20 protein-coding genes, 2 tRNA genes and 1 pseudogene are annotated in these 23,772 nt (G+C 62.2%); 6 read left to right on the plus strand and 17 right to left on the minus strand.

Annotated features, from left to right (window positions below; all coding sequences use genetic code 11):
* Window positions 1-65: 65 nt before the first annotated feature.
* From FS320_RS06810 to FS320_RS06820, 3 genes are all read right to left on the minus strand, one after another.
* Window positions 66-254, minus strand: a complete 189-nt coding sequence (locus FS320_RS06810) for a hypothetical protein (RefSeq protein ID WP_152710336.1) — start codon at window positions 252-254, stop codon at window positions 66-68.
* A gap of 99 nt (window positions 255-353) precedes the next feature.
* The gene (locus FS320_RS06815) at window positions 354-791 is read right to left on the minus strand and encodes a DUF1489 family protein (RefSeq protein ID WP_152710337.1); all 438 of its coding nucleotides are present in this window, start codon (window positions 789-791) and stop codon (window positions 354-356) included.
* A 54-nt stretch (window positions 792-845) separates the two neighbouring features.
* Window positions 846-2,822: an acetyl/propionyl/methylcrotonyl-CoA carboxylase subunit alpha gene (locus tag FS320_RS06820; protein WP_152710338.1), complete on the minus strand. Its 1,977-nt coding sequence runs from the start codon at window positions 2,820-2,822 to the stop codon at window positions 846-848.
* A 228-nt stretch (window positions 2,823-3,050) separates the two neighbouring features.
* Here FS320_RS06820 and FS320_RS06825 point away from each other — a divergent pair, with 228 nt between their 5' ends.
* Window positions 3,051-4,397 carry an Nramp family divalent metal transporter gene (locus tag FS320_RS06825; protein ID WP_152710339.1) on the plus strand — a complete coding sequence of 449 codons (1,347 nt, stop codon included), beginning with the start codon at window positions 3,051-3,053 and terminating at the stop codon, window positions 4,395-4,397.
* A gap of 8 nt (window positions 4,398-4,405) precedes the next feature.
* Here the strand turns inward: FS320_RS06825 and FS320_RS47680 are convergent, their stop codons facing one another.
* The 7 genes and pseudogenes from FS320_RS47680 to FS320_RS06855 all read right to left on the minus strand — a co-directional run bounded on the left by FS320_RS47680 (window position 4,406) and on the right by FS320_RS06855 (window position 11,046).
* On the minus strand, window positions 4,406-4,579 hold the full coding sequence (locus tag FS320_RS47680; protein ID WP_338105347.1) for a DUF2459 domain-containing protein: 174 nt from the start codon (window positions 4,577-4,579) through the stop codon (window positions 4,406-4,408).
* 77 nt (window positions 4,580-4,656) lie between these two features.
* Window positions 4,657-5,055 (minus strand): annotated as a pseudogene (locus tag FS320_RS47685) (DUF2459 domain-containing protein); the annotation flags it as partial.
* 65 nt (window positions 5,056-5,120) lie between these two features.
* Window positions 5,121-7,832, minus strand: a complete 2,712-nt coding sequence (locus FS320_RS06835; RefSeq protein WP_152710340.1) for a valine--tRNA ligase — start codon at window positions 7,830-7,832, stop codon at window positions 5,121-5,123.
* A gap of 150 nt (window positions 7,833-7,982) precedes the next feature.
* Window positions 7,983-8,564, minus strand: a complete 582-nt coding sequence (locus FS320_RS06840; RefSeq protein ID WP_152710341.1) for a PopZ family protein — start codon at window positions 8,562-8,564, stop codon at window positions 7,983-7,985.
* A 120-nt stretch (window positions 8,565-8,684) separates the two neighbouring features.
* Window positions 8,685-10,046 (minus strand): TolC family outer membrane protein, encoded by a 1,362-nt coding sequence (locus tag FS320_RS06845; RefSeq protein ID WP_244627005.1) that lies wholly within the window; start codon window positions 10,044-10,046, stop codon window positions 8,685-8,687.
* A 240-nt stretch (window positions 10,047-10,286) separates the two neighbouring features.
* On the minus strand, window positions 10,287-10,949 hold the full coding sequence (locus FS320_RS06850; RefSeq protein ID WP_152710343.1) for a protein-L-isoaspartate O-methyltransferase family protein: 663 nt from the start codon (window positions 10,947-10,949) through the stop codon (window positions 10,287-10,289).
* A 23-nt stretch (window positions 10,950-10,972) separates the two neighbouring features.
* Window positions 10,973-11,046 (minus strand) — tRNA-Cys (locus FS320_RS06855).
* A 210-nt stretch (window positions 11,047-11,256) separates the two neighbouring features.
* On the opposite strand from FS320_RS06855, the gene FS320_RS06860 reads away from it, so the two are divergent.
* The 4 genes from FS320_RS06860 (at window position 11,257) to sseA (ending at window position 14,707) form a co-directional block, all read left to right on the plus strand.
* A tRNA-Asn gene (locus FS320_RS06860) sits at window positions 11,257-11,331 on the plus strand.
* 96 nt (window positions 11,332-11,427) lie between these two features.
* Window positions 11,428-12,906, plus strand: a complete 1,479-nt coding sequence (locus FS320_RS06865) for a cryptochrome/photolyase family protein (RefSeq protein WP_152710344.1) — start codon at window positions 11,428-11,430, stop codon at window positions 12,904-12,906.
* A 104-nt stretch (window positions 12,907-13,010) separates the two neighbouring features.
* Window positions 13,011-13,733 (plus strand): alanyl-tRNA editing protein, encoded by a 723-nt coding sequence (locus FS320_RS06870; protein WP_152710345.1) that lies wholly within the window; start codon window positions 13,011-13,013, stop codon window positions 13,731-13,733.
* Window positions 13,734-13,852: 119 nt separating this feature from the next.
* Window positions 13,853-14,707 (plus strand): 3-mercaptopyruvate sulfurtransferase, encoded by an 855-nt coding sequence (sseA, locus tag FS320_RS06875; protein WP_152710346.1) that lies wholly within the window; start codon window positions 13,853-13,855, stop codon window positions 14,705-14,707.
* A 64-nt stretch (window positions 14,708-14,771) separates the two neighbouring features.
* Here the strand turns inward: sseA and FS320_RS06880 are convergent, their stop codons facing one another.
* The 4 genes from FS320_RS06880 to FS320_RS06895 form a co-directional block, all read right to left on the minus strand.
* Window positions 14,772-15,488 carry an amino acid ABC transporter ATP-binding protein gene (locus FS320_RS06880; RefSeq protein WP_152710371.1) on the minus strand — a complete coding sequence of 239 codons (717 nt, stop codon included), beginning with the start codon at window positions 15,486-15,488 and terminating at the stop codon, window positions 14,772-14,774.
* A 78-nt stretch (window positions 15,489-15,566) separates the two neighbouring features.
* Window positions 15,567-16,886, minus strand: a complete 1,320-nt coding sequence (locus tag FS320_RS06885; protein WP_152710347.1) for an amino acid ABC transporter permease — start codon at window positions 16,884-16,886, stop codon at window positions 15,567-15,569.
* 8 nt (window positions 16,887-16,894) lie between these two features.
* Entirely contained in the window at window positions 16,895-18,106 is a 1,212-nt protein-coding gene (locus FS320_RS06890; RefSeq protein WP_152710348.1) for an amino acid ABC transporter permease, read from the minus strand.
* A 134-nt stretch (window positions 18,107-18,240) separates the two neighbouring features.
* Window positions 18,241-19,260 carry an amino acid ABC transporter substrate-binding protein gene (locus FS320_RS06895; RefSeq protein WP_152710349.1) on the minus strand — a complete coding sequence of 340 codons (1,020 nt, stop codon included), beginning with the start codon at window positions 19,258-19,260 and terminating at the stop codon, window positions 18,241-18,243.
* Between the two features lie 230 nt (window positions 19,261-19,490).
* Here FS320_RS06895 and metC point away from each other — a divergent pair, with 230 nt between their 5' ends.
* Window positions 19,491-20,687: a cystathionine beta-lyase gene (gene metC, locus FS320_RS06900; protein ID WP_152710350.1), complete on the plus strand. Its 1,197-nt coding sequence runs from the start codon at window positions 19,491-19,493 to the stop codon at window positions 20,685-20,687.
* A gap of 22 nt (window positions 20,688-20,709) precedes the next feature.
* Here the strand turns inward: metC and FS320_RS06905 are convergent, their stop codons facing one another.
* The 3 genes from FS320_RS06905 to FS320_RS06915 form a co-directional block, all read right to left on the minus strand.
* Entirely contained in the window at window positions 20,710-21,075 is a 366-nt protein-coding gene (locus FS320_RS06905) for a lipid-A-disaccharide synthase N-terminal domain-containing protein (protein WP_152710351.1), read from the minus strand.
* On the minus strand, window positions 21,075-21,809 hold the full coding sequence (locus FS320_RS06910) for a glycosyltransferase family 2 protein (protein WP_152710352.1): 735 nt from the start codon (window positions 21,807-21,809) through the stop codon (window positions 21,075-21,077). Before FS320_RS06910 ends, FS320_RS06905 begins: the two co-directional genes overlap by 1 nt.
* Before the next feature lie 161 nt (window positions 21,810-21,970).
* Window positions 21,971-23,680: an ArnT family glycosyltransferase gene (locus tag FS320_RS06915; RefSeq protein ID WP_152710353.1), complete on the minus strand. Its 1,710-nt coding sequence runs from the start codon at window positions 23,678-23,680 to the stop codon at window positions 21,971-21,973.
* Window positions 23,681-23,772: the final 92 nt, after the last annotated feature.

The following is a 23,772-nucleotide window of genomic DNA, read 5'->3' on the forward strand; positions in this document are numbered from 1 at the left end:
ACTGTACTGCTGAGCCAATGCTATTCGAGGCAGCGCGGTTCCAGGATGATCCCCAGCAAAAAAGTCTAACGGCGCCCCGTGACTTCCGCCCGAACACGACCACCGATCCGCACCTGCGTGCCGTTCCCCAAACCGATAAAGCCCTGACTTGCTCTAAGGGTATCCTGCCTCTCAGCCTCCATCCGGCGGTCCTGGAAACGATCCCTGCATTCCGGCGGCACTTGGACGCGCACGCCTGGAGGCACGTCAGGCATGCGGCACTCTTTCGCAAGCGCAGGACCAATTGTGACAATCGGAAGAGCGACAATCGCGGATAGAAGCCTCATCGAACCATCTCCAAAGATTCACATAGGTTATAGAAGGCCCAACTCAGCCAGTTCCCGGCGCATGTCTTCCGGCATTTTGGCAAGATCGCCTGCTTTCAGGTCGATGTCACGCGGAGCCTCCTTGGCGACCAGATAGCGCCAGCCCTGGAATGGCCTGTAGGGGCGCGGCTCGATGGCAACCACCTTCGGCTCCAGCACCAGATGGCAGCGGCCGATGCCGTCGGCATCGGTGAAGGGCCGAACGGCCAGTAGCATCTGGCGAGCCGCAACCTGCCCCTTGATCACCCAGAACAAGGAGCCGCCATCGAGCAACTCGTCGACGCGCTTGGGCACCATGCGGGTCGTGTGCGTCTGCTCATAATCGCGCCCAAGGCGCCGATGCAGCGCGCGGTTCTCCTCGATCCACTCTTCGAGATCCGTAATCGAGTCGCAGCCGACGCAGAGTTTGATCAGGTGAAGTGTCATATCCGTTTTCAACCATGCACCTGCCGGATCTGTCATCCGGCGATGCGCCGCAGGTTAGTCCTCCGTCTTGAGCACGATCAGGCGTGCCCCTTCCGCCACCTGCGCCCCCGGCTCAGCGGCGATCTCCGCCACCTCGGCATTGGAGGACGCTACCAGCACATGCTCCATCTTCATCGCTTCGACAATGGCGAGGCGCTGACCTTTCTCGACCCGGTCGCCGGGCTGCACGAAGATCGCGATGAGCTTGCCGTGCATCGGCGCCTTGACCGTACCACCTTCGTCCATGTGTTCGAGATCGACATCGAACGGATCATAGGGCTGCACGAGCGTCTGGCGTCCATGGCGGAGAATGTAGACGCCGTGCGGTGCATCCACCTCGCGGTCGATCTCCGCATCGGCCCAGGGATCGCTTTCGCCGAAAGCAACGGTGCTCGCGCCATGATGCTCGCGGCTGAACACCTCGCGGGCCTCGACGCGCTCGCCGTCGACACGCAGCGGCACGCCGACGCTGCGAAGTCCCAGAAGCTGGAAGCCATCCGGCATGGACCAGGGCGATGACGGCTCATCGCTTTTTTGCAGTTCGGCCATGCGCAGCCGCTCGATCTCCCGTGAGATGAGCGCGGATGCGCCGAAAGACACGGCGACCTCGTCAAGGGGCTGAGGTCCGACCCCAAGGCTCGCGATGTTGCGGTCGATGAAGCCGGTATCGAACGGCCCCGCCCTAAAGCCCTCGGCTTCGCAGAGCTTCTTCAAGAAAGCCGCATTGGTCTTAGGACCTGCGACGATCGTTTGCCCGAGCGCATCGGCCAGCTTGTCCAAGGCCTCCTCGCGGGTCGTGCCATGCGCGATGACCTTCGCAATCATGGGATCGTAATAGGGCGTGACCTCGGCGCCGGCTTCGACACCGGTATCGATACGGATCCCCTCGCTCTCCGGGAATTCAAGAGCCCAGAGCCTGCCCGTTGAAGGCAGGAATTCCTTTTCCGGATCCTCCGCATAGAGGCGTGCCTCGACCGCGTGTCCGTCGATGGTGAGATCGTCCTGTGAGAAAGGCAGCGTTTCGCCGGACGCGACGCGGAACTGCAGTTCCACCAGATCGAGCCCCGTGATTGCCTCCGTTACGGGATGCTCCACCTGCAGCCGGGTGTTCATTTCCATGAAATAGAAGCGGTCGGGGCGAAGGCCCTCCCGACCGTCGGCGATGAATTCAACAGTGCCCGCACCGACATAGCCGACCGCGCGGGCTGCTTCCACCGCAGCCTGCCCCATCACCTGGCGCATCTCGGGGGTCATGCCGGGAGCCGGTGCCTCTTCGATCACCTTCTGATGGCGGCGCTGGAGCGAGCAGTCGCGCTCGAAGAGATGCACCACGTTGCCGTGACCGTCGGCGAAGACCTGGATCTCGATATGACGCGGCGAGAGGATGTATTTTTCCACCAGCACCCGTGGATCGCCGAAGGAATTCTGCGCCTCGCGCTGGGCGCTTTCGAGCGCCGCGTCGAAATCGGCCGCTTTCTCGACCCGCCTCATGCCCTTGCCGCCGCCGCCGGCGACGGCCTTGATGAGAACCGGATAGCCGATCTCATAAGCCTTCTGGCGCAGGAAACCCGGATCCTGCTTGGAGCCATGATACCCAGGCACGACCGGCACGCCCGCCTGCTGCACGAGCGTCTTGGCCGCATCCTTCAAGCCCATGGCATTGATGGCGGAGGCCGGCGGCCCGACGAAGACGATGCCGTTCGCCGCACAGGCCTCGGCGAACTCGGCTCGCTCCGAGAGAAAGCCGTAGCCGGGATGGATGGAGGCTGCCTTTGTGCGCTTGGCGACCTCGATGATCCTGTCGATCCGGAGATAGCTCTCGCGGGCCGGAGGAGGACCTATGAGGTGGGCCTCGTCCGCCATCTGCATGAAGAGCGCGCCGGCGTCGGCCTCCGAATAGACCGCGATCGTGCGCATCCCCAGCTGCCTGGCGGTGCGGATGATGCGGCACGCGATCTCGCCGCGATTGGCAATCAGAACACTCTCGAGCATTTCCATCCCTTACCAGATTTTCTCGTCCGGGTTTTGGGAACCTAGAGCAAACCTGAAGCCACTTGTCACGCATCAACAGGAGGATTGAAACTAGCCTCCAACCGTTGCTGCCGCTGCCGGACCAAAATCGAGGCATCTCTCTGCAACTCTGTACAATACCCTCTTGTCGGATTGCTCATTCCAGGTTAGCCTCTTATTGCAAATGCTTCGCAACTGCAGAAAGAGCCCATGGATCAGCCCGCTCCCATCTCCCTCGTGCAGAAGGCCGCTTGGCGGCACTCCCGGGATCTGCCCTCCCTGCCGGAGGTGAATCGCTCGATCGCGGTGCGGCCGGGATCAGTGTGGAGGCGGGCTGCGGCCTTCCTCGGCCCCGGCTATCTGGTGGCGGTGGGCTACATGGACCCGGGCAACTGGGCGACCTCCATCGCCGGCGGCTCGAAATACGGCTATGCCCTGCTCTCGGTAGCGCTGATCTCCAACATCATGGCGATCATTCTGCAGTCTCTCTGCGCACGCTTGGCGGTCGCCACGGGCAGGGATCTCGCCCAGGCCTGCCGGGACGCCTATCCGAAGCCGGTCGCCTGGGGCCTGTGGCTGCTCGCGGAGCTTGCCATTTGCGCAACGGACCTCGCGGAGGTGATCGGCACGGCCATCGGCCTCAATCTCCTCTTCGGCATTCCGCTCGAGATCGGCGTCATCATCACGGCGCTCGACGTGTTCCTGATCCTGTATCTGCAGAACCTCGGCTTCCGGTGGGTCGAAGCCTTCATCATCACCCTGCTCGGCGTAATTGCCGTGTGCTTCGGCATCCAGATCGGCATGGCCGATCCGGATTGGGCCGGCGTGATCACCGGCTTTGCCCCGACGACCGACATCGTCACCAATCCCGACATGCTCTATCTCGCGCTCGGCATCCTGGGCGCAACGGTCATGCCGCATAACCTCTACCTGCATTCAGGCATTGTGCAGACCCGAGCCTATGGCGACACGCCGACGGAACGGCGCGAGGCCCTACGCTTCGCAACGCTCGACTCGACCATCGCCCTGATGTTCGCGCTGACGATCAACGCGTCCCTTCTCATCCTCGCGGCCGCGGCCTTTCATCACACGGGCCGGTCGGAAATCGCAGAGCTCGGCGAAGCCCATACTCTCCTCCAGCCGATCCTCGGCAGCGCCATCGCGCCGATGCTCTTCGGCCTGTCGCTCCTGTGCTGCGGCTTGAACTCGACGGTGACGGCGACCATGGCGGGCCAGATCGTCATGGAGGGCTTCATCAACTTCAGGATGGCGCCTTGGATGCGCCGCCTCATCACGCGCGGCATCGCCATCGTTCCGGCTGCCGGCGTCACTATCGCCTATGGCGAGGGTGGCACCGGGAAGCTCCTGATCCTGAGCCAGGTGATCCTGAGCCTTCAGCTCCCCTTCGCTGTCATCCCGCTCGTCACCATGACCGCCTCGAAGAACAAGATGGGCGCCCTCGTCACCCCGCGCTGGCTCACCGCGATTGCAGGCATCGTCGCTGCGGTGATCGTGGTGCTGAACGTGAAGCTGCTGGTGGACTTCGTGATGGGATGAGGCGGCGCTTACGGTATCCGCGCCGATGACAAACCGGAGCGCCATGCCAGATCTGCGAGCAGGCCTGCAGGAAGAATCGCGAGACCTGGCGTCGTACGAATGCCTGCGGCATCCAGCAGATCGGCGACCCAATGGTTGCAAACGTGAAACAGGTTGAACTGGCCCTTGGCCTTGTAGAACAGGCTCGGCCCATAGAGGCCGGGCCTAGCTCCTGCGGTCGCTGGCTATCATCGGCAGCAAAGGATTCCTCGATCTTCTGCCCCAGACGGGCAAAGCCCTCAGGCGAGAGCCTGATCCTCACGAGATCGGATGTGCGGAACGTCCGTTCCGGCTCCTTCTCAAGACCGACGACGTGAAGGACGCTTCCCTGCCCCTGCCCCGTCAGCGCGAGCCAAGCGAGACGCCATTGAAACTCAGCGGTCGTCGGCGTCGCGCGATAGAACTCGGCATCGCCCCACCCGAACTCGATCCACTCATAATGCTGGAAGCGTGAAGCGATTGAGATCAGGGCCGGCAGCCCCTTGGCGCCTCCGAGATTGGCCACCTGTTTTCGAGGCAGCGCCAATCCTGCATGATAGCGGTTGCTGACGAACACGGCCTCCAGACGATCCCGGCCAGCGGGAGAGATCTTTGGATCGCCATGCCGTGCAGTCAGCACGATCAAGCCGGCCAGAACGAGAAGAAGGGCGATGCCGCCCTTCAATCCATTTCGTAGAATGCGCCTCAACCGGCGTCCCTGAGGCGCCCGAGCGCCTCTTCCATCTTGGCCTTGCGGGCTAGCGCCTCGTCGCGGCGCTCGCGCTGCTCCTCGACCACCTCTTCCGGTGCGCGCTTGATGAAATCCGCATTCCCGAGCTTCGCGTCGATTTTGCCGACATCCACATCGAGCTTCTGGATTTCCTTGGCAAGACGCGCCCGCTCGGCGTCGAGGTCGATGACGCCTTCCAGCGGCAGCGCCGCCACTTCGCCGCGGATGAGGAGCTGGATCGAGCTCTTCGGAGCGGCATCGGCGTAGGAGATGTCCGAGATGCGCGCGAGGCGCCGCACGATATCGCCCCAGCGTTCGGCACGGGCCTTCACATCCGCAGAGGATGCGACGAGCACGAGCGGGATCTGCGCGCCGGCCGGCACGTTCGTCTCGGAACGCGCGGAACGGATCTCGGTGACGAGATCCACCACCCAGCCGATCTCGGCCTCCGCCTGCGGATCGATCAGATCGTCGAGGTTCGACCAGGGTGCAAGCGCCAGGATCGTCTCACGCTTCGGACCCTCCTGCCCCTTCACCTCCCACAGCTCCTCCGTGAGGAACGGCATGATAGGATGCAGGAGCTTGCAGATTTCGTCGAGGATGAAGGCGATGGTGGCGCGAGTCTCATCCTTTGCCGGCGAATCCGCTCCCTGCAACACCGGCTTGGAGAGTTCGAGCGTCCAGTCGCAGAACACGTTCCACACGAAGCGGTAGGCAGCACCCGCAGCTTCGTTGAACTTGTAGCTCTGGATGCCTGAGGCGACTTCGTTGATCGCCTTGGCGCATTCGCTGAGCGCCCATTTGTTGAGCGTCTCCTTCACCGACTTCGGATCGAAGCCGGCGACGCGCCTGCACTCGTTCATCTCGGCAAAGCGAGCCGCGTTCCAGATCTTGGTTGCGAAGTTACGGTAGTTCTCGACGCGCTGAACCGACAGCTTGATGTCGCGCCCCTGCGCCGCCATCGAGGTCAGCGTCATGCGCAGCGCGTCCGCGCCGTACTGCTCCACCACGTCGAGCGGATCGATGACGTTGCCCTTCGACTTCGACATCTTCGCGCCCTTCTCGTCACGAACAAGGGCGTGGATATAGACCGTGTCGAACGGCACTTCGTCCATGAAATGCAGGCCCATCATCATCATCCGGGCAACCCAGAAGAAGATGATGTCGAAACCGGTGACAAGCGTGTTCGTCGGGTAGTAGCGCTTCAGCTCCGGCGCGTCATCCGGCCAGCCCAGCGTCGAGAACGGCCAGAGCGCCGAGGAGAACCAGGTATCGAGCACGTCCTCGTCGCGCTTGAGCGGCACATCGCGCCCGTTCTTCGCGCGTGCTTCGGCCTTGGCCTCATCCTCGCTCATGGCGACGTAGACATTGCCTTGATCGTCATACCAGGCTGGAATCTGGTGTCCCCACCAGAGCTGGCGCGACACGCACCAGGGCTCGATGTTCTCAAGCCACTGGAAGTAGGTCTTCTCCCAGTTCTCGGGCACGAACTTGGTCTGGCCCTTGCGCACCACATCGAGCGCCCGGTCGGCGAGCGGCTTCACGTTCACATACCATTGGTCCGTGAGATAGGGCTCGATCACCACATTCGAGCGGTCGCCATGCGGAACGGTGTGCGCATGCGGCTCGATCTGCACGAGGATCTCGCGCTCTTCGAGCATGGCGACGATGCGCTTGCGCGCCTCGAAGCGGTCGAGGCCATCCAGGGCGAGCACGGCCTTCAGGTCGTCGGTCTGGTTCAGGCCATCGAGGAAAGCCTCGTTCCCGGCAAGCGCGAGTTGCGCCTCGGTGCCGAAGATGTTGATGAGCGGCAGCTTGTGGCGCTTGCCGACCTCGAAGTCGTTGAAGTCATGCGCCGGCGTGATCTTCACCGCGCCGGTGCCCTTCTCCGGGTCGGAATACTCGTCGGCCACGATGGGGATGCGGCGGCCGACCAGCGGCAGGATGGCGAACTTGCCGACCAAATCCTTATAGCGCTCGTCTTCGGGATGGACGGCCACGGCCACGTCGCCGAGCATCGTCTCGGGACGGGTGGTGGCCACCGTGATGGAGCGGTCGGGCATGCCGTCGATGGCATAGCGGATATGCCAGAGATTGCCCTTCACCTCGACCTGCTGGACCTCCAGGTCCGAGATCGCGGTCTGGAACTTAGGGTCCCAGTTCACGAGGCGCTTGTCCTTGTAGATCAGTCCTTGCTTGTAGAGATCGACGAACACCTTCAGGACGGCGCGGGACAGGCCCTCATCCATGGTGAAGCGCTCGCGCGACCAGTCGCAGGAGGCGCCGAGGCGCTTGAGCTGGCGTACGATGGTGCCGCCGGACTCCTCCTTCCACTCCCAGACCCGCTTCACGAACTCCTCACGGCCAAGGTCACGGCGCTGGATCTGGCGCTCGGCGAGCTGGCGCTCGACGACCATCTGTGTGGCGATGCCCGCATGGTCCATGCCCGGCTGCCAGAGCACGTCCTTGCCCCGCATGCGCTCGAAGCGGCAGAGAATGTCCTGGATCGTGTTGTTGAGGGCGTGCCCCATGTGGAGCGAGCCGGTCACGTTCGGCGGCGGAATGACGATCGTGTAGGGTACGGCGTCCTTGCGATCCGCGCGGCCGGCCCTGAAGGCTTCAGCCTCTTCCCAGCGGGTGGAAATGCGTGCTTCGACAGCGGAGGGATCGAACGTCTTGTCCATCATGATGAATACCGGTCTTTTGGCGCGAGAAACGCACAAGCAAGACGGCTACAAACCGGACGGATCGGTCGAAGTCAACAGAGGGGCGACAATCTGGGCGCAACGGGCTTCAAAAGTGGCCAGCCCCTCCGCAGGAGGCGCTCATCCGAGGACCTATCCCCGGCTGCGGGTCACGCGTTCGATTTCATCCCGCACCAGCCGCTCGACCAGAGAAGGAAGATTGTCATTGAGCCATGCCTTCAGCATGGGACGCAGCATCTCCTTCATGAGATCGTCGACGGTCTGAGGCTGGCTTGGCTTCAAGGAAGCACTGAGAAGGTCGAAGGCGCCGGAAACCGAGGCGCTGGTCTCGTTCGAGATGAGGACACCGGCGGCTGCGTGCTCGACTGGTGCAGCTATCACCGGCGGAGATTCACGGACGGCAATCGGTGCAGGAATTCGCTCAGCCCGCTCGGCAGGAATATGGCGATCCTCCACGATGTCGTCTTCGGCATATGTATCGACTGCCAGGGCCTCCCCCCGGCTCCAGGGACCAAGCACCGACTCGTTGGGACTTGGGGCAATCAGCGGAGACACATGAAGCTCGGCAATGTCGAGGACGTTGCTCAGAGGCGAGGAGCTCGGCTCATCAGGCTCGGAGGATCGCAGCGCGTCATCGTCAGAGATGATACGTCGGATGGAAGCCAAAATTTCTTCCATCGATGGCTCATTAACCTTCAGGCTCGCAGAACCCATAGCCGCATCCAAATTAAAATACGCAAGAATCACATTCGAATGAATGTAGATGAAGTATTTTACGCAACCTTAAAGAAAACAAGCGGGGCCAGAACTTTTTGGTTCTGGCCCCGAAACTTATCAACGGCCGTCAGGCGTGCTCGTACCGACCCAAAGATCTTTGACTTGATCGTAATGGATCTTCGGGCTGTAGTGGTTGACCTTGAGGCCGAGCGCCCGTGAGTTGAGGCGGCCCATCGCATTGACGAGGCTGTAGGAGGCCACCACGCGGTCGCGCTGGGCCGTGATGAGATTCACGCGAGCATTCAGCAATTCCTGCTGGGCGTTCAGTACGTCGAGGGTCGTACGCTGACCGACGCGGGCCTCTTCACGCACACCGCTGAGCGCAGTCTCGGCGGCATCGATCTGGGCCTGGGCGGCGACGATCTGAGCGCGGGCCGCCTCCAGACGTCCCCAAGAAGAGCTGACGGCGGCGCGAACCTGATCGCGCACGGAATCGGCTTCGAGGCGGCGCTGACCGGCCGTTTCCTTGGCTTGGCGCGTCGCGGCATAAGCCTGACCACCTTCGTAGATCGGCACGGTCAGTCGAGCGACCACAGAAGCCGAAAGTGCGGCGTCGCCCCCCTGCTGCCGGTCGTAGCGCTGGTCGACCGCGCCGGCGACACCCAGCTGGGGAGCAAGGGCGCCCTGCTCGATCTTCACCTGCAGCTCGGCCACATCGACAGCGTGCTGGCGCGCCTTGATGGCTGGATGTTCGTTAAGGCCAGCCTTCAGAGCAGCATCGACATTGCGCGGCGTCAGACGGTCCAGAGGACGCCCAGGCGCCAATTGGGCAGGTTCGACACCAACGACTTGGCGATAGGTAGCAATACTGTTGCGCAGGGTCGCCTCGGCCAAGCTGGCCTCGGACCGCGCGGCCGCGAGACGGGCTTCAGCCTGGGCAACGTCCGTCCGGGTGACCTCGCCGACGTTGAACCGATCCTGGGTCTGACGCAGCTGCTCATCGATGACCTCGACGTTGTTGCGCTGCAGGTCGAGAATGGCCGTGTCCCGCAGAACGTCCATATAGGCCGTCGCGGCGTTGAGCAGGATGCTCTGCTCGGTGCTGTTCAGGGATTCCCGCGAACCGAGAACGGAGGATTCCGCCGCACGGACCCGGTTCTGGGTCCGAAACCCATCGAAAATTGTCTGATTGAGCTCAACGCCGACCCCGCGCGGGTTCAGCGCACTTCTAGTGGTCGTGTTCGCCGAGAACCGCGATGACGGTGTCTCGGCCGACACCCAGCTCCTGCCGGCGTCGGCGGTTGCATTGATCGTCGGCCGATAGCCTGACTTGGCCTGCGCGACCGTCTCGTCCGTCGCTCGGACATTCGCGCGCTGAGCATTCAAATCCGGATTGTTGCCGTAAGCCCGCGCCAAAGCGCTTTCCAAGGTCTCAGCCGACACGCCGCCAAGGCCCGCCAGCACGAACACCGAGGTCATAGCCCCAAAGAGCAAGCGATACGTCTTCCTGGAATGCTTCTTCTTCACGCGCACCTGCCTAGCGACCAATACGGAACAACCGCAAGAGCCGCCGTTTTCAGAAACCACTACGACTCAAAGCGCAACAATACCCGAGGGAACAGAGTCGGCAACAACGCGTTGGGGCCAACTCGATTTTAGCTTGGGAGTGGCGCAAAAAAGCGACACCACCAATCGAGGAAATTAAGGATCTGGAAGGAATTAGAACGTGAAGCCTGGGGTCTGAACGAAGGGCGCCAGGAGAGGCGCCGCAGCTTCGAACAGGCTACGCTCGCCAATGGCATCGCCGGAGCGGACATAGAGCATCGCCCGAGCGGCACGTCCCCGCCCCTTCACGCACACGAGGCGGCCGCCCTCGGCCAGCTGCTGGAGGAGCCCTTCAGGACGAACCTCGACGGAGCCGTTCACGACAATGGCGTCATAGGGAGCGTGGGCGGCATAGCCCTGCTCGAGAGGTCCCGTCACGACCATGACATCGCCGGCACCGGCCGCACTCAGGCAGTGCCTGGCAGCAGCGGCAAGAGCCTCATCCGATTCAAGGGCCGTCACTTGCGTGCCGAGTCTATGAAGGACAGCCGAGGCGTAGCCACGGCCACAGGCAACGTCGAGGATCTTGCTTCCCGCATCGATCTCGAGCGCCTGGATCAGGCGGCCGAGGATCATCGGAGAGAGCATATAGCGGGTCTCGCCGCTGTCACTGACGAGGATATCCTGATCGATATAGGCAAGGCCTTCGCGGCCTGGCAGCACGAAAAGCTCTCTCGGAACGTTGTCCATGGCATCCAGGAGAGGCATGTCGTTCACATCGAAAGTGCGCAGCTGGCCATCAACCATCATGCGGCGCGCTTGGGTGAAATCGACCATGGATAGTGCCTTCAGAATTTTGTTGGAGGCCTCGCCCGGAATCGAACCGGGGTGCAAGGATTTGCAGTCCTCTGCGTAACCACTCCGCCACGAGGCCATCCGGGGCGTGTCACGAACGCGACGGCTGCTCCATAGCAACCATCCCCCCAAAGAGCAACAGGCCCTTTTCGGTCCCGTGCGCCAACAATGCACTTGCAACCGTTGAAACCCGTGCTATATGCCTCCCACCTCGCGACGGACACGTCTCCAGAGACCTCCGTGGCGCTCAGGAAGTCTAATAAAGGCTTCTTTGAAAGGTGTGGCTTATTCCGGCGTGGCGCAGCGGTAGCGCAGCGGACTGTTAATCCGTTGGTCGTAGGTTCGAATCCTACCGCCGGAGCCAACCTTCCCAGTGCTCATCCTCAGCAAAGCCAATCGGCCCGGAACCCTTCGCGATGCGCTGTATCACGGGTTCGAAGCTTGGCTATGATCCGGCACCATGAGCACCGTTTCACAATCTCCCGTTCTGGTCTGGTTCCGCGACGATCATCGTCTCGCCGATAACCCTGCCCTCGCCGCTGCCGCCTCAACAGGATCGCAGGTTCTATGCTTTGCTGTTGTCGACGACGGCTCGGACGGACTGCGCCCGCTCGGTGGTGCGGCTCGCTGGTGGCTTCACGGTTCACTTCGCGCCCTTGGAGAGGCGTTGGAACGAGCCGGTTCCCGGCTCATCCTGTTCAGAGGCCCCGCCCTCTCGGCGGTCGAGAATGTGGCGCTCGAGACAGGCGCGTCCGCAATCTTCTGGAACCGGCGCTACAGTGCGGTCGAGATCGCCCTCGACAGCGCGATCAAGAAGCGCCTGACCGATCGCGGCATCAAGGCCTACAGCTTCAACGGGCGGCTTCTCCACGAACCGTGGGAGATCCCCAACCAGGCCGGCAAACCGTTCCAGGTCTTCACCCCCTATCTCCGGGCCGTGATGGCCCGCGCCGTTGCCGCTCCGCTCCCGGCTCCGAAGAAGTTGATGGGTGGAACGTGGCCGTCATCGCTCCTCGATGCAGCCGTCCCCTCCGAAGAGCTTGGTCTCGAACCTTCGTCCCCCGATTGGGCCGGCGGGATACGCAAGCATTGGCAGCCTGGTGAGCAGGCTGCGCGAGCACGCTTCAAGCGATTCCTTCGCGAGGGCATCAAAGGCTATGCGGAGAATCGCGACTGGCCGTCGATTCCCGGCACGTCGGGTCTTTCACCGCATCTCCGCTTTGGAGAGATCGCTCCCCGGCAGATCTGGCATGCCATGACAGCCCAGGTTGCCCATGAGCCCGGCCTGGGACGGGATGCCGAGAAATACCTGAGTGAGATCGTGTGGCGCGATTTCAGCTATCAGCTTCTCCACTTTCACCCTCACCTGACGGCCAGGTCGCACAGCAGCCGGTTCGACAATTTTCCATGGATCGAGGATGCGAAAACTCTGAAGGCCTGGCAGAAGGGCCGGACCGGATACCCCGTCGTGGATGCCGGAATGCGCCAGCTCTGGCAGACCGGCTGGATGCGCAACCGGGTGCGCATGATCGCGGCCTCGTTCCTGATAAAGCATCTCCTCACCGACTGGCGACGGGGCGAGGCCTGGTTCTGGGACACCCTGGTCGATGCGGACGCGGCCAACAATGCCTTCGGCTGGCAATGGGTCGCGGGATCGGGGCCGGATTCTTCGCCATTCCATCGGATCTTCAACCCGGTCACCCAAGGCGAGAAGTTCGATCCGCGAGGCGATTACATCCGCACTTTCGTGCCGGAGCTTTCAGGACTGCCCTCGACCTTCATCCACAAGCCTTGGGAAGCCCCTCCCGATATTCTCTTCGCAGCGGGAATCAGGCTGGACGAGACCTATCCTGGTCCCATCGTCCCCCATGGTCCGGCGCGGGAGCGCGCCTTGGAAGCCTTTCGCGGCCTTCGCGGTATGGCTGATGCACTTTCCTGACGTTCGACCGACGGAGCGGCTTGACCCGCAAAGCTCCTTGCCGTCAGCATCGCCCCTCGTTTTCCAGATGCGGCCACTCAGGCCCGTCACAACTCGAGACGATCATGACCACGACCACGCTTCTTTTCCGCGACGATGCCTATGCCACCGCCTGTGAAGCGCGCGTTCTCGGGACCACTCCGGAGGGCGGTGTCATTCTGGATCGCACGGTGTTCTATGCCCAAGGAGGCGGGCAGCCGGGAGACGTCGGCGCTATCGTGAGGGCGAATGGCGACAGGTTCGACATCACAAATACGGTCTACGGTGCCGACCGCTCACAGATCGTTCATCTCGTCGGGCCCGAGGCGGCATCGCGTTTCGAAGAAGGCGAAACGGTAGAACTGCTGCTCGATTGGCTCCGTCGCTTGAGACGCATGCGGGTCCACACTGCGCTCCATCTGCTCAGCGTCGTCCTGCCCTACCCGGTCACCGGCGGCGCCATCGGCGAGGGCGACGGGCGGCTCGATTTCGACATTCCCGACGCGGGCCTCGACAAGGCGGAGATCACGGAGAAGCTCAACGCACTGATTCAGCGCGATGCGCCGGTCACCGAGCGCTGGATCACGGATGAGGAACTCGATGCCAATCCGGGGCTCGTGAAGACCATGTCCGTGAAGCCGCCGCGTGGATCGGGCCGCGTTCGTCTGGTGGAAATCGAAGGAATCGACCTTCAACCCTGCGGCGGCACCCATGTCCGCCGCACCGGCGAGATCGGCACGGTCGCGATCACCGATATCGAGAAGAAGGGCAAGCAGAACCGCCGCGTCCGCATGTCCCTGATCGACTAGAGCATTTTGCGGCGAAGTGATCCGGTTCGCCGCAAAATGCGGCAGAGGAAAGAGGAGAGATGATTCCACGCAAGTGGAAACAGCTCCAAGCCCGTTCAGCCATTCAGAAGGAACTGCCGATGTCCCAGCCTTTCGTTTCAACCTCCTGGCTGCAGGAGCATTTGAACGATCCCAATATCGTCGTGGTGGATGGCTCTTGGTATCTTCCAAACCATAACCGGGACCCCCAAGCGGAATATCTTGCCGGTCATATTCCTGGCGCGGTGCGCTTCGACATCGACACGGTGAAGGACACATCGTCCTCCCTGCCCCACATGCTGCCTTCCCCTGACGATTTCGCGAAAGCTGTAGGTGCCATGGGAATCAGCGAAGACATGACCGTCATCGTCTACGATGGCGTCGGACTGTTCTCGGCACCCCGCGTCCGTTGGATGTTTCAGGTGTTCGGATCTCGCAACGTTTCGATCCTCGACGGTGGTTTTCCTGCCTGGAGGGCCGAGGGGCGTCCGGTCGAGACGGGACCGGAAAAGCCCGCCGCACCGAAGACCTTTACTCCGTCTTTTGACGGTTCGGCCGTCGCAGATGTCGCCAAGGTTCAAGCCGCGCTCCGCTCCGGCTCGGCTCAGGTGGTCGATGCGCGGGCTGCCGACCGCTTCAGAGGCGAAGCGCCTGAGCCCCGCCCAGGCCTCAAGGCCGGCCATATTCCTGGGAGCCTGAATCTTCCCTGGAGCGCGATTGTCGACAATGGTCGCTTGAAGGACAAAGGGAGTATCGAGCAGGCTATGCGGGAAGCTGGCCTCGATCCGGAACGCCCCATCATCGCCAGTTGTGGCTCTGGTGTTTCGGCAGCGATCCTCTCGGTTGCTTTCGAGACTTTGGGCCGCCCAGCCAAAGCGATCTATGACGGATCCTGGTCCGAGTGGGGCGCACGGGAGGATCTGCCGGTGGAGACGGGACCGGCGAAGAAAGCTTGAACACTGTTGGACAAAGAAAAAGGCCCCGGGGTGTCCGGGGCCTTTTGCGTTTCGGGGATCCGTCTCAGTGCAGGATCTGGGATAGGAAGAGCCGGGTGCGCTCGTGCTGCGGGTTCTTGAAGAACTCGTCCGGGGTGTTCATCTCCACGATCTGTCCGTAATCCATGAAGATCACCCGATCGGCCACCTGACGGGCAAAGCCCATCTCGTGGGTGACGCACAGCATGGTCATGCCCTCGTCGGCCAGCCCCACCATGGTGTCGAGCACCTCCTTGACCATCTCGGGATCGAGCGCCGAGGTCGGCTCGTCGAACAGCATGATCTTGGGGCTCATGCACAGCGAGCGGGCGATCGCCACGCGCTGCTGCTGGCCGCCGGAGAGCTGGCCCGGGTACTTGTTCGCCTGCTCGGGGATCTTGACCCGCTTCAGGTAGTGCATGGCGATCTCTTCCGCCTCCTTCTTGGGCATCTTCTTGACCCAGATCGGAGCCAGCGTGCAGTTCTCGAGAATCGTCAGGTGCGGGAACAGGTTGAAGTGCTGGAACACCATGCCGACCTCGCGGCGCACCTCGTCGATGCGCTTGAGGTCATTGAGAAGCTCGGTGCCGTCGACGATGATGCGGCCCTTCTGGTGCTCTTCCAGGCGGTTGATGCAGCGGATCATCGTGGACTTGCCCGAGCCCGAGGGACCGCAGATGACGATGCGCTCGCCGCGGCGCACGTTGAGGTTGATGTCCCGCAGCACGTGGAACTCGCCGTACCACTTGTGCACGTCGATCATCTGAACGGCGGCCTCCGCCTTGGGATCGACGTCGACGGAGCGAATGGTTTGAGATGACAGTGTCGTAGCCATGGATGTTTACCGTTTCTGACCAGCCGCAAGGCGCCGCTCGACCCCGAGCGAGTACCGCGACATGCCGAAGCAAAAGATGAAGTAGAACAGGGCCGCGAAGGCATAGCCCGTGATACCGATGGTCGGGGCAGCCCAGCTCGGGTCGATACGGGATGCCTCAATGGTCTTCACCAGATCGAAAATGCCGACGATGGCAACGAGCGATGTATCCTTGAACAAGCCGATGAAGGTGTTGACGATGCCTGGGATCACGATCCGTAGGGCCTGGGGCAGAATGATGAGGGTCATCATCTGCGGATAGTTGAGGCCCAGCGACATCGCGCCTTCATACTGCCCCTTCGGCATGGCCTGGAGACCTCCGCGCACCACCTCGGCCATGTAGGCTGCGGCGAAGAGCGCGGTGCCGATGAGAGGCCGGAGCAGGCGGTCGACTGTCATTTCGGCCGGGAGGAAGAGCGGCAGCATGGTGTTGGCCATGATCAGCACCGTGATCAGAGGCACGCCGCGCACGAACTCGATGAAGATCACCGAGGCCATCCGCACGATGGGGAGCTTCGAGCGCCGCCCCAACGCCAGCACGATGCCGAAAGGCAGCGAGACCACGATGCCCACCGTCGCGACGAGCAGCGTCACCAGGATGCCGCCCCACAAGGATGTGGGCACATGGGGCAGGCCGAAATCGATGTCGACGAGGGCCAAGGTAATGCCGATCACCGCCACGATGCCGCCGCCCATGATGAGCGCCGGACGCATGGCTGCCTTGAGCAGAGCCGCGAAAAAGGCGAACAGCGCGATTACCAGCGCCCCGAAGATCGCAAAGCCGATCCAGAAGCGGACACCGAAATCGGCATCGCCGCCTGTCAGGAGGACGTAGGAGACGATCGGAAAGATCCAGAAGAAATAGACCGCCCCCAGGTCCCGGCGCGGAGCCCTCAACCAAAGCATCCAGACGACGCCAATGGCCAGAAGAGCGAAGAAGACGTCCACCCGCCAGCGTTCGGAGATCGTATAGGAGCCGTAGATGAAGTAGTTGATCTTGTCCCATATGAAGGCCCAGCAGGCTCCCGACTCGCTGCCGCCCGCATCGGCACGGCAGGCGGCCCGGTCGGAGCCCGTCCAGACCGCGTCGATGATAAGGTATCTCACCAGCGGAGGAACGGTGACGTAGAGGAGGTAAAACACCACCAGCGTCAGGATCGTGTTGAAGGGACCGGAAAAAAGGTTTTCCCGAACCCAGGCGATGGGACCGCGGGCCAGATTGGGCGGAGGCAGCGCCTCCACCTGGTTGGCGCGGACGAAACGGGGCATGTCGACGGCGGTGCTCATGCGATTTCCTACCGTTCGACGATCGCTACACGGCGATTGTAGACGTTCATGATGAAAGATGTCACGAGGCTGATCGTCAGATAGACGCCCATGGTGATGACGACGACTTCGATGGCCTGACCCGTCTGGTTGAGCACGGTGCCCATGAACACCTGCACGAGATCCGGATAGCCGATGGCCACCGCCAGCGAGGAGTTCTTCGTCAGGTTCAGGTATTGGCTCGTCAGCGGTGGAATAATGACCCGCATGGCCTGCGGAATCACCACCAGACGCAGGGTCTGTCCCGGAGTGAGACCGAGAGAGCCCGCCGCTTCCGACTGTCCCTTCGATACGGCCAGAATGCCGGCACGGACGACCTCGGCGATGAAGGCTGCGGTGTAGGTGACGAGGCCAAGGAGCAGCGCCACGAACTCCGGCAGGATCTGCAAGCCGCCAGTCAGGTTGAATGTGCCCTTGCGCGGCAGCTCGAAGGTAATGGGATTGGCGCCGACTAGGGCAAGGACGATCCAAGTCAGGATCGGCAGACCGAGGATTAAAGCGAGCGTGACCTTGCCGACGGGAGATTGCCGTCCAGTCTGCTCCTGCTGCTTCTTGGCCCAGCGCCGGTACAAGAATGTGCCGACGAGGCCGATCGCGAGAGCCGCAACAAGGACCGAGATGTTGGGACCATAGATGGGCTTCGCCATGAAGAGGCCGCGGGAATTCAGGTAGAATCCGGCACCCATCTCAAGGGAGTTGCGTGGCTGCGGCAGGGTGCCAAGAACGGCGATGTACCAGAACAGCAGCTGCACCAGCAGCGGGATGTTGCGCAGCACCTCGACATAGACCATCGCAACTTTCGCCACCATCCAGTTCTTCGACAGCCGGGCGATACCGATCGTGAAACCAAGGATGGTCGTGAAGAAGATGCCGATGATTGATACGATCAGGGTGTTCAGAAGGCCGACTATGAAGGCGTCGCCATAGGTTGAGCCGGCCGCGCTGAACTGGATCAGCGACTGGCTGATGTCGAAGCCGGCGGTATTATTGAGAAAGCCGAAGCCCGACGCGATCTTGGCACGCTGCAGGTTCTCGATGGCGTTCGTCGCTGCCATATAGAAAAGGTAGACGACCGCGGCGACGAGAACGACCTGGTAGAAAATTCCACGGACCTTCGGATCGTACAGAAACGATTTTCGGGGGGGCGATGTCTGACTGACAACGGTCTGCACTGAGTTCATCCTCTGACGGCTTTTTTATTTTATACCGGGCCGTCCTCCCCTGTTCATGCCTGGGTCGAGCCCCATGAACGGGCGGCATTTTTATCGTTTTTGAAGGGCGCCCGGAATGCCGGGCGCCCTGGTCTTAAAGTGGCTTAGCGAACCGGGATGCCATATTGCAGGCCGCCCTTGGTCCATTGGGCGTTCTGGCCGCGCTTGATCTTCAGGCGCGAGCCCTCGCCCACGTTCTTCTCGAAGACCTCGCCGTAGTTGCCCACGTGCTTGATGATGCGGACAGCCCAGTCGTTGGTCAGGCCGATGGCCTCACCGAACTTGCCCTCCGTGCCGAGCAGACGCTTGATCTCCGGGTTCTCGGACGTCTTCATCTGGTCGGCATTTGCCTTGGTCACGCCGAGTTCTTCAGCGTTCAGCATGGCATTGTGCGTCCAGCGGACGATATCGCCCCACTGGTTGTCTCCATGGCGGACTGCCGGTCCAAGCGGCTCCTTGGATATGATCTCGGGCAGAACGATATGATCGTCCGGAGCCGAGGCGCGCAGACGCTCGGCGTAGAGACCGGAGGCATCCGTTGTGAAGGCGTCGCAGCGGCCGGCGTCATAGGCCTTGAACGTCTCGTCCGAGGTCGCGAAAGCCACCACTTCGTACTTCAGGTTGTTGGCACGGAAGTAGTCGGCGAGGTTCAGCTCGGTCGTGGTGCCCTGCTGGGTGCAGATCGAAGCGCCGTTCAGCTCCTTGGCGGAGGCGACACCGAGCTTCTTGCGAACCATGAAGCCCTGGCCGTCGAAGTAGGTAACCGCCGGGAAGTCGAGGCCGAGCTGCGTGTCGCGCGACATCGTCATGGTGGAGTTGCGGGACAGCACGTCCACTTCGCCCGACTGGAGCGCCGTGAAGCGGTCCTTGGCAGCGAGCGGAATGAAACGAACCTTGGTCGGGTCGTCGAAGATCGCGGCAGCGATGGCGCGGCAGAAATCGACGTCGAGGCCCGTCCAGTTGCCCTGAGCGTCCGGCTGACCGAAACCGGCAAGGCCCGTATTCGAGCCGCAGGTCAGGAAACCCTTCTGCTTCACGCTGTTGAGTGTCGCCTGGGCCGATGCGCCCGTTGCGAACAGGCTGGCTGTCAGGCCGAAGGCAATCGATACGAGAGCCTTTTTCATGTTGGTATCTTCTCCCAATAGTTCGACATGGCTCGACCGCTTATGGTTATCACCCCCCAGCCGAGCCTCGATAGACCGTTCCGCGCCGTTTCGGTTGAGGCGGCATCGAGATCCATCACATTCCATGATTAATCACTGGTCAAGTCTTGATGAAAGGCATTTCTTGCCTGACTTGACGGCAGGGGCTGCCCGGTTTCAGATAGAAATCTCCTCAGCAACCCCTTGAAGCAATGTCAAAACTCCCTCCAAAGCCCCAAAACATATCCGAACGAACCCGTCTCGTTCATGCCGGCCGAGAGCCGTTCGAGCAGCACGGTTTCGTCAATACGCCGATATATCGCGGCTCCACCGTCCTGTATCCGACGACCGATGATCTCCTTCACCGGCGCGGGCGATATTCCTATGGAACGAAAGGGACTCCGACCACTAATTCCCTTGAATCGGCCTGGACGGAGCTGACGGGAGCGGCCGGCACGGTGCTTGCCCCCTCGGGCCTCGCGGCCGTCGCGGTTGCCCTTATGTCATGCCTGAAAGCCGGCGACCATCTTCTGATGACGGATTCGGTCTACCTGCCGACTCGGCAGTTCTGTAACGGCGTCCTTAGAAATTTTGGTGTGGAAACCACCTACTACGACCCCGAGATCGGTGCCGGGATCGGAGCCCTGATCCGTCCGAACACGACGGCCGTGTTCACCGAGGCTCCGGGTTCCCAGTCCCTTGAGATGCAGGACATCCCGGCCATTGCCGAGGTGGCGCACCGGCATGGGGCTGTCGTCCTCATGGACAACACTTGGGCGACCCCCCTGCTCTTCCCGCCCCACGAGCGCGGCGTGGATCTCGCAATCGAGGCCGGCACGAAGTATCTCAGCGGAGGATCGGACCTGCTGCTCGGCATGGTCTCGGCCAATGAGCGCTGCTTCAAGCGGCTTCGCGAGACGTACGATTCGTTCGCCATGTGCCCGGGCCCGGAGGATGTCTTCCTGGGCTTACGGGGCCTGCGTACCATGGCGCTGCGCCTGAGGGAGCATGGAACCCAGGCCTTGGAGATGTCCCGTTGGCTCGAAGGCCGTCCTGAGGTGGCCCGGGTGCTGCATCCGGCCATGGAGACCTATCCGGGCCACGAAATCTGGAAGCGCGACTTCAAGGGCTCCTCGGGCCTGTTCTCAATCATCCTCGAGCCCTGCTCCGACCGGGCGCTCGCCGCCATGCTCGATGGGCTTTCCCTCTTTGGCATGGGCTATTCCTGGGGCGGGTTCGAGAGCCTCGTGATCCCCTTCAACTGCGCGACTTATCGCACGGCCACCAAGTGGGAGCCCGGCGGCCATGCCCTGCGCTTCCATATCGGGTTGGAGGATCTGGACGACCTGAAGCGGGATCTCGATGCCGGATTCGCCCGGCTCCGGGAGACGGATGCCCAGGCGGCCTGAGGAATTCAGTCTTCGGCGGCGGTCAACCTGCCGAAGCTTCCACCTCGGAACCGGTGACGATCTGGCCTTCGGTTCTCTTCTTCTCCTTCGCGATCAGCATCAGATTGCGGATATAGATGAAGATCGAGAAGGCTTGACCCAGGATGATGACGATGTCGCTGCGGGCGAAGCCATAGACCAGGGTCATCAGCCCGCCGGAGATCGACAGCATCCAGAACCCGACAGGGATCACGCTCTTTTCCGCCTTCTCGCTCGCGATCCACTGCACGATGAAGCGTGCCCCGAAGACGAACTGGGCCAGCACGCCGAAGGCAGCCCACAGATCGAACCGGGCGACGACCAGGTCGTAGAAGTAAAGTCCTAGGTCGTGGGAAAGACGCATCAACATCAAACGATTTCCTGAGCAACGGGAACGCGGCGGCGACGCCGGATCAACCACCAGACTCCGGCTAAATCAAGGATGCCGACCCACAGACGGTCGAACATACCATAATTGGAGCGACCCGCATGGCGGGACCGGTCGATGACATCCACATGGGCGATTTGGAAGCCCTCACGCTTGACCAAGGCCGGCATGAAGCGGTGCAGGGCGTCGAAATAGGGCAGTCGCAGATAGACGTCGCGACGGAAGGCCTTGAGCCCGCAACCCGTGTCCCGCGTCCCATCCTTCAGGATTTTCCCGCGCACGCCATTGGCGATGCGGGACTGCCATTTCTTGTAGGCGCCGTCCTTGCGCCCCACCCGTTGCCCGGCGACAAGAGCCGTCTGAGGATCGTCGAGGGCCGCCACGAGCTGAGGAATGAACGCGGGATCGTTCTGCCCATCCCCGTCCAGGGTGACGACGATGGGCCCACGGGCGGCATGGACGCCGCTGCGAACGGCCGCGCTCTGGCCGCAGCTCGCCTCATGCCGGACGAGGCGCAGCCATGGGCGGGTTGCACGGGCGCTCAGAACCTGCTCCACGGTCGCATCCGTCGAGCCGTCGTCCACATAGATGACCTCGAAGGGCGAGAGCGGCGCGCAGGCGCGCTCGATCTCCTCCACCAGGGGGAGAATGTTGAGCGCCTCGTTCTTGACAGGCACCACGACGCTGATGCGGGGGCCCGGGGAAAGGTCAATCATCCGTTACGGGCCATTGCTGGCCGCCTCTTCAAAACGCAATCGGAGCTCTAGCGCATCGTGCGGCAAAGTGGACCCGGTTTTCCGCGCCAAACGATGCGCAAGTCAAGATGATGAACATCGGATTGATCCCAAAAGTGGACCCCACCTTTAGGTCCGATGCTCTAGAAGCCGGTCGCGTAGACGGCGAGATCGACCCGTCGCCCGCTGTTGATATTGAACCCCTGGATCCGGGTCGAGAGCGTGGGCTGCTGCTTCAGACGCTCGTTCTCTGTCCGGAATTCACCCTCGTAGCGCTTTTCCACGAAGACGACACGACATCCGCCCTGCTGCAGGAAGGCGGAGGCCTGGGCCCCCGTCTCGACCATCTCGAGGTTCGTACCCGTGAGGAAGACGAGGCTGGGCTCGCGATAGCCGAGGGTCGCGACCTGCGGATTGTCGCAAGCCACGTTGCGGGCGACTTCGGCCAGTCGGTCCGACAGCTTGAGGGAGCGCAGGTCAAGCTGGGCAAACCCGAAAACGCCGATAGCCAGGAAAGCGGCCGAGATGAAGCCTGCCCATAGCGTCGGCACCATTCGGTTCTTCACGAAGAGCCACCAGGCCCAGAGAGCGAGAAGAGAGGAGACGACAAGGAATGGGAGCGCCCGGAAGGGCGGCATCCCGTCGAACGACCATCCGACCGCCGACAGGCCAATGGTCAGCCCCACCGGGATGAACGGGATCAACACCGTCGCCAGCTTGGCCGCGGGCCGGTGCGGCCCGACGAAATGGCGCGAAATGGCCATGACCGTGATGATCGCCACCGCCGGCAAAAGCGGCAGCGTATAGTGCGGGAGCTTGGTCGGCACCGCTTCGAAGATGATCCAGGAAGGCACGATCCAGGCAAGGGCGAAGGCCACCGGCTCCTCGCGGCGGTGGATCCAGGCGAATGGAACCGCGATGGCTGCCAGAATGGCACCGGGCCAGAAAGTGGCAAAGAACGAGACCAGATAGAAGCCGGGCGGAGCCCAATGATATCTCTGCGCCGTGCCGACCTTGCCCAGCATGTCGTGACCGACGGCCTCGGAATAGAAGGCACCACCGGTCTTGAGAGCGATTGCAATGAACCATGGCAGCACGATCGCAAGTGTGAAGACGGCGCCGAGCCACGGCCGCAGGGTGAGGAGCCAGCGGACGGAGCGCTCCTTGTAGGCGAGAACGGCTGCCGTCAGGCCCGCGAACATGATCACCAGGGGCCCCTTGATCAGGATCCCCAGGGCGAATCCGGTCCAGAAGATCAGCAAGGCTCGACGGGGCAGAACCCCGGCTCCACGGCTTAAATAAGCCCGGGCAAGTCCTCCCATGACCGCGACGGAGCAGGCGGTGAGCATGGCGTCCGTTTTGGCGAGACGGGCCTCGACCATCAGAATCACGCAGGTCGCCATGAGGGCTGCTGTCAGGAAGGCCCCTCGCCTCCCGAAGAAGGCCAGGGCCGCCCAGTAAGTCAGCAGAACCGTCGCAATGGCACCGAACAGGGACGGGATTCGATAAAGCGCGATGGTGGTCCGCGCCTCAGGCACGCCCAGCGCCTGGCCGATGGCGACGCTGGCGCTCTGCATCCAGTAGATTCCGACCGGCTTCTTGTGCCGCGCCTCATCCTGGAAGCGGATGTCGACGAAATCGCCCGCCTCCAGCATCTGCTTGGATGCCTGGGCATAGCGGGGCTCGTCCCGGTCCATGGGCTGGAGCGAGGTGAAGCCCGGCAGGAAACAGACGAGCGACAGCAGCACGAGAACGGCGCAGAGGCGGGCGTGGCTCCGCTCGACGACGCTCGTCAGCTGGGCCACGGAGAAGTAGCGCAATGACATCCGCTGCTGGGGGACAGAACCGTCCATCAATCACTCCGGAGGCGGGTAATCCTTCGTGCCGACGGGATTTTCCGTGGGCACAGGTCCATCAAACCGCGTGATGTCCTCTAAACCCGATG

The organism is Microvirga tunisiensis, from assembly GCF_009296175.1.
GTDB classification, from domain to species: Bacteria; Pseudomonadota; Alphaproteobacteria; order Rhizobiales; family Beijerinckiaceae; genus Microvirga; species Microvirga tunisiensis.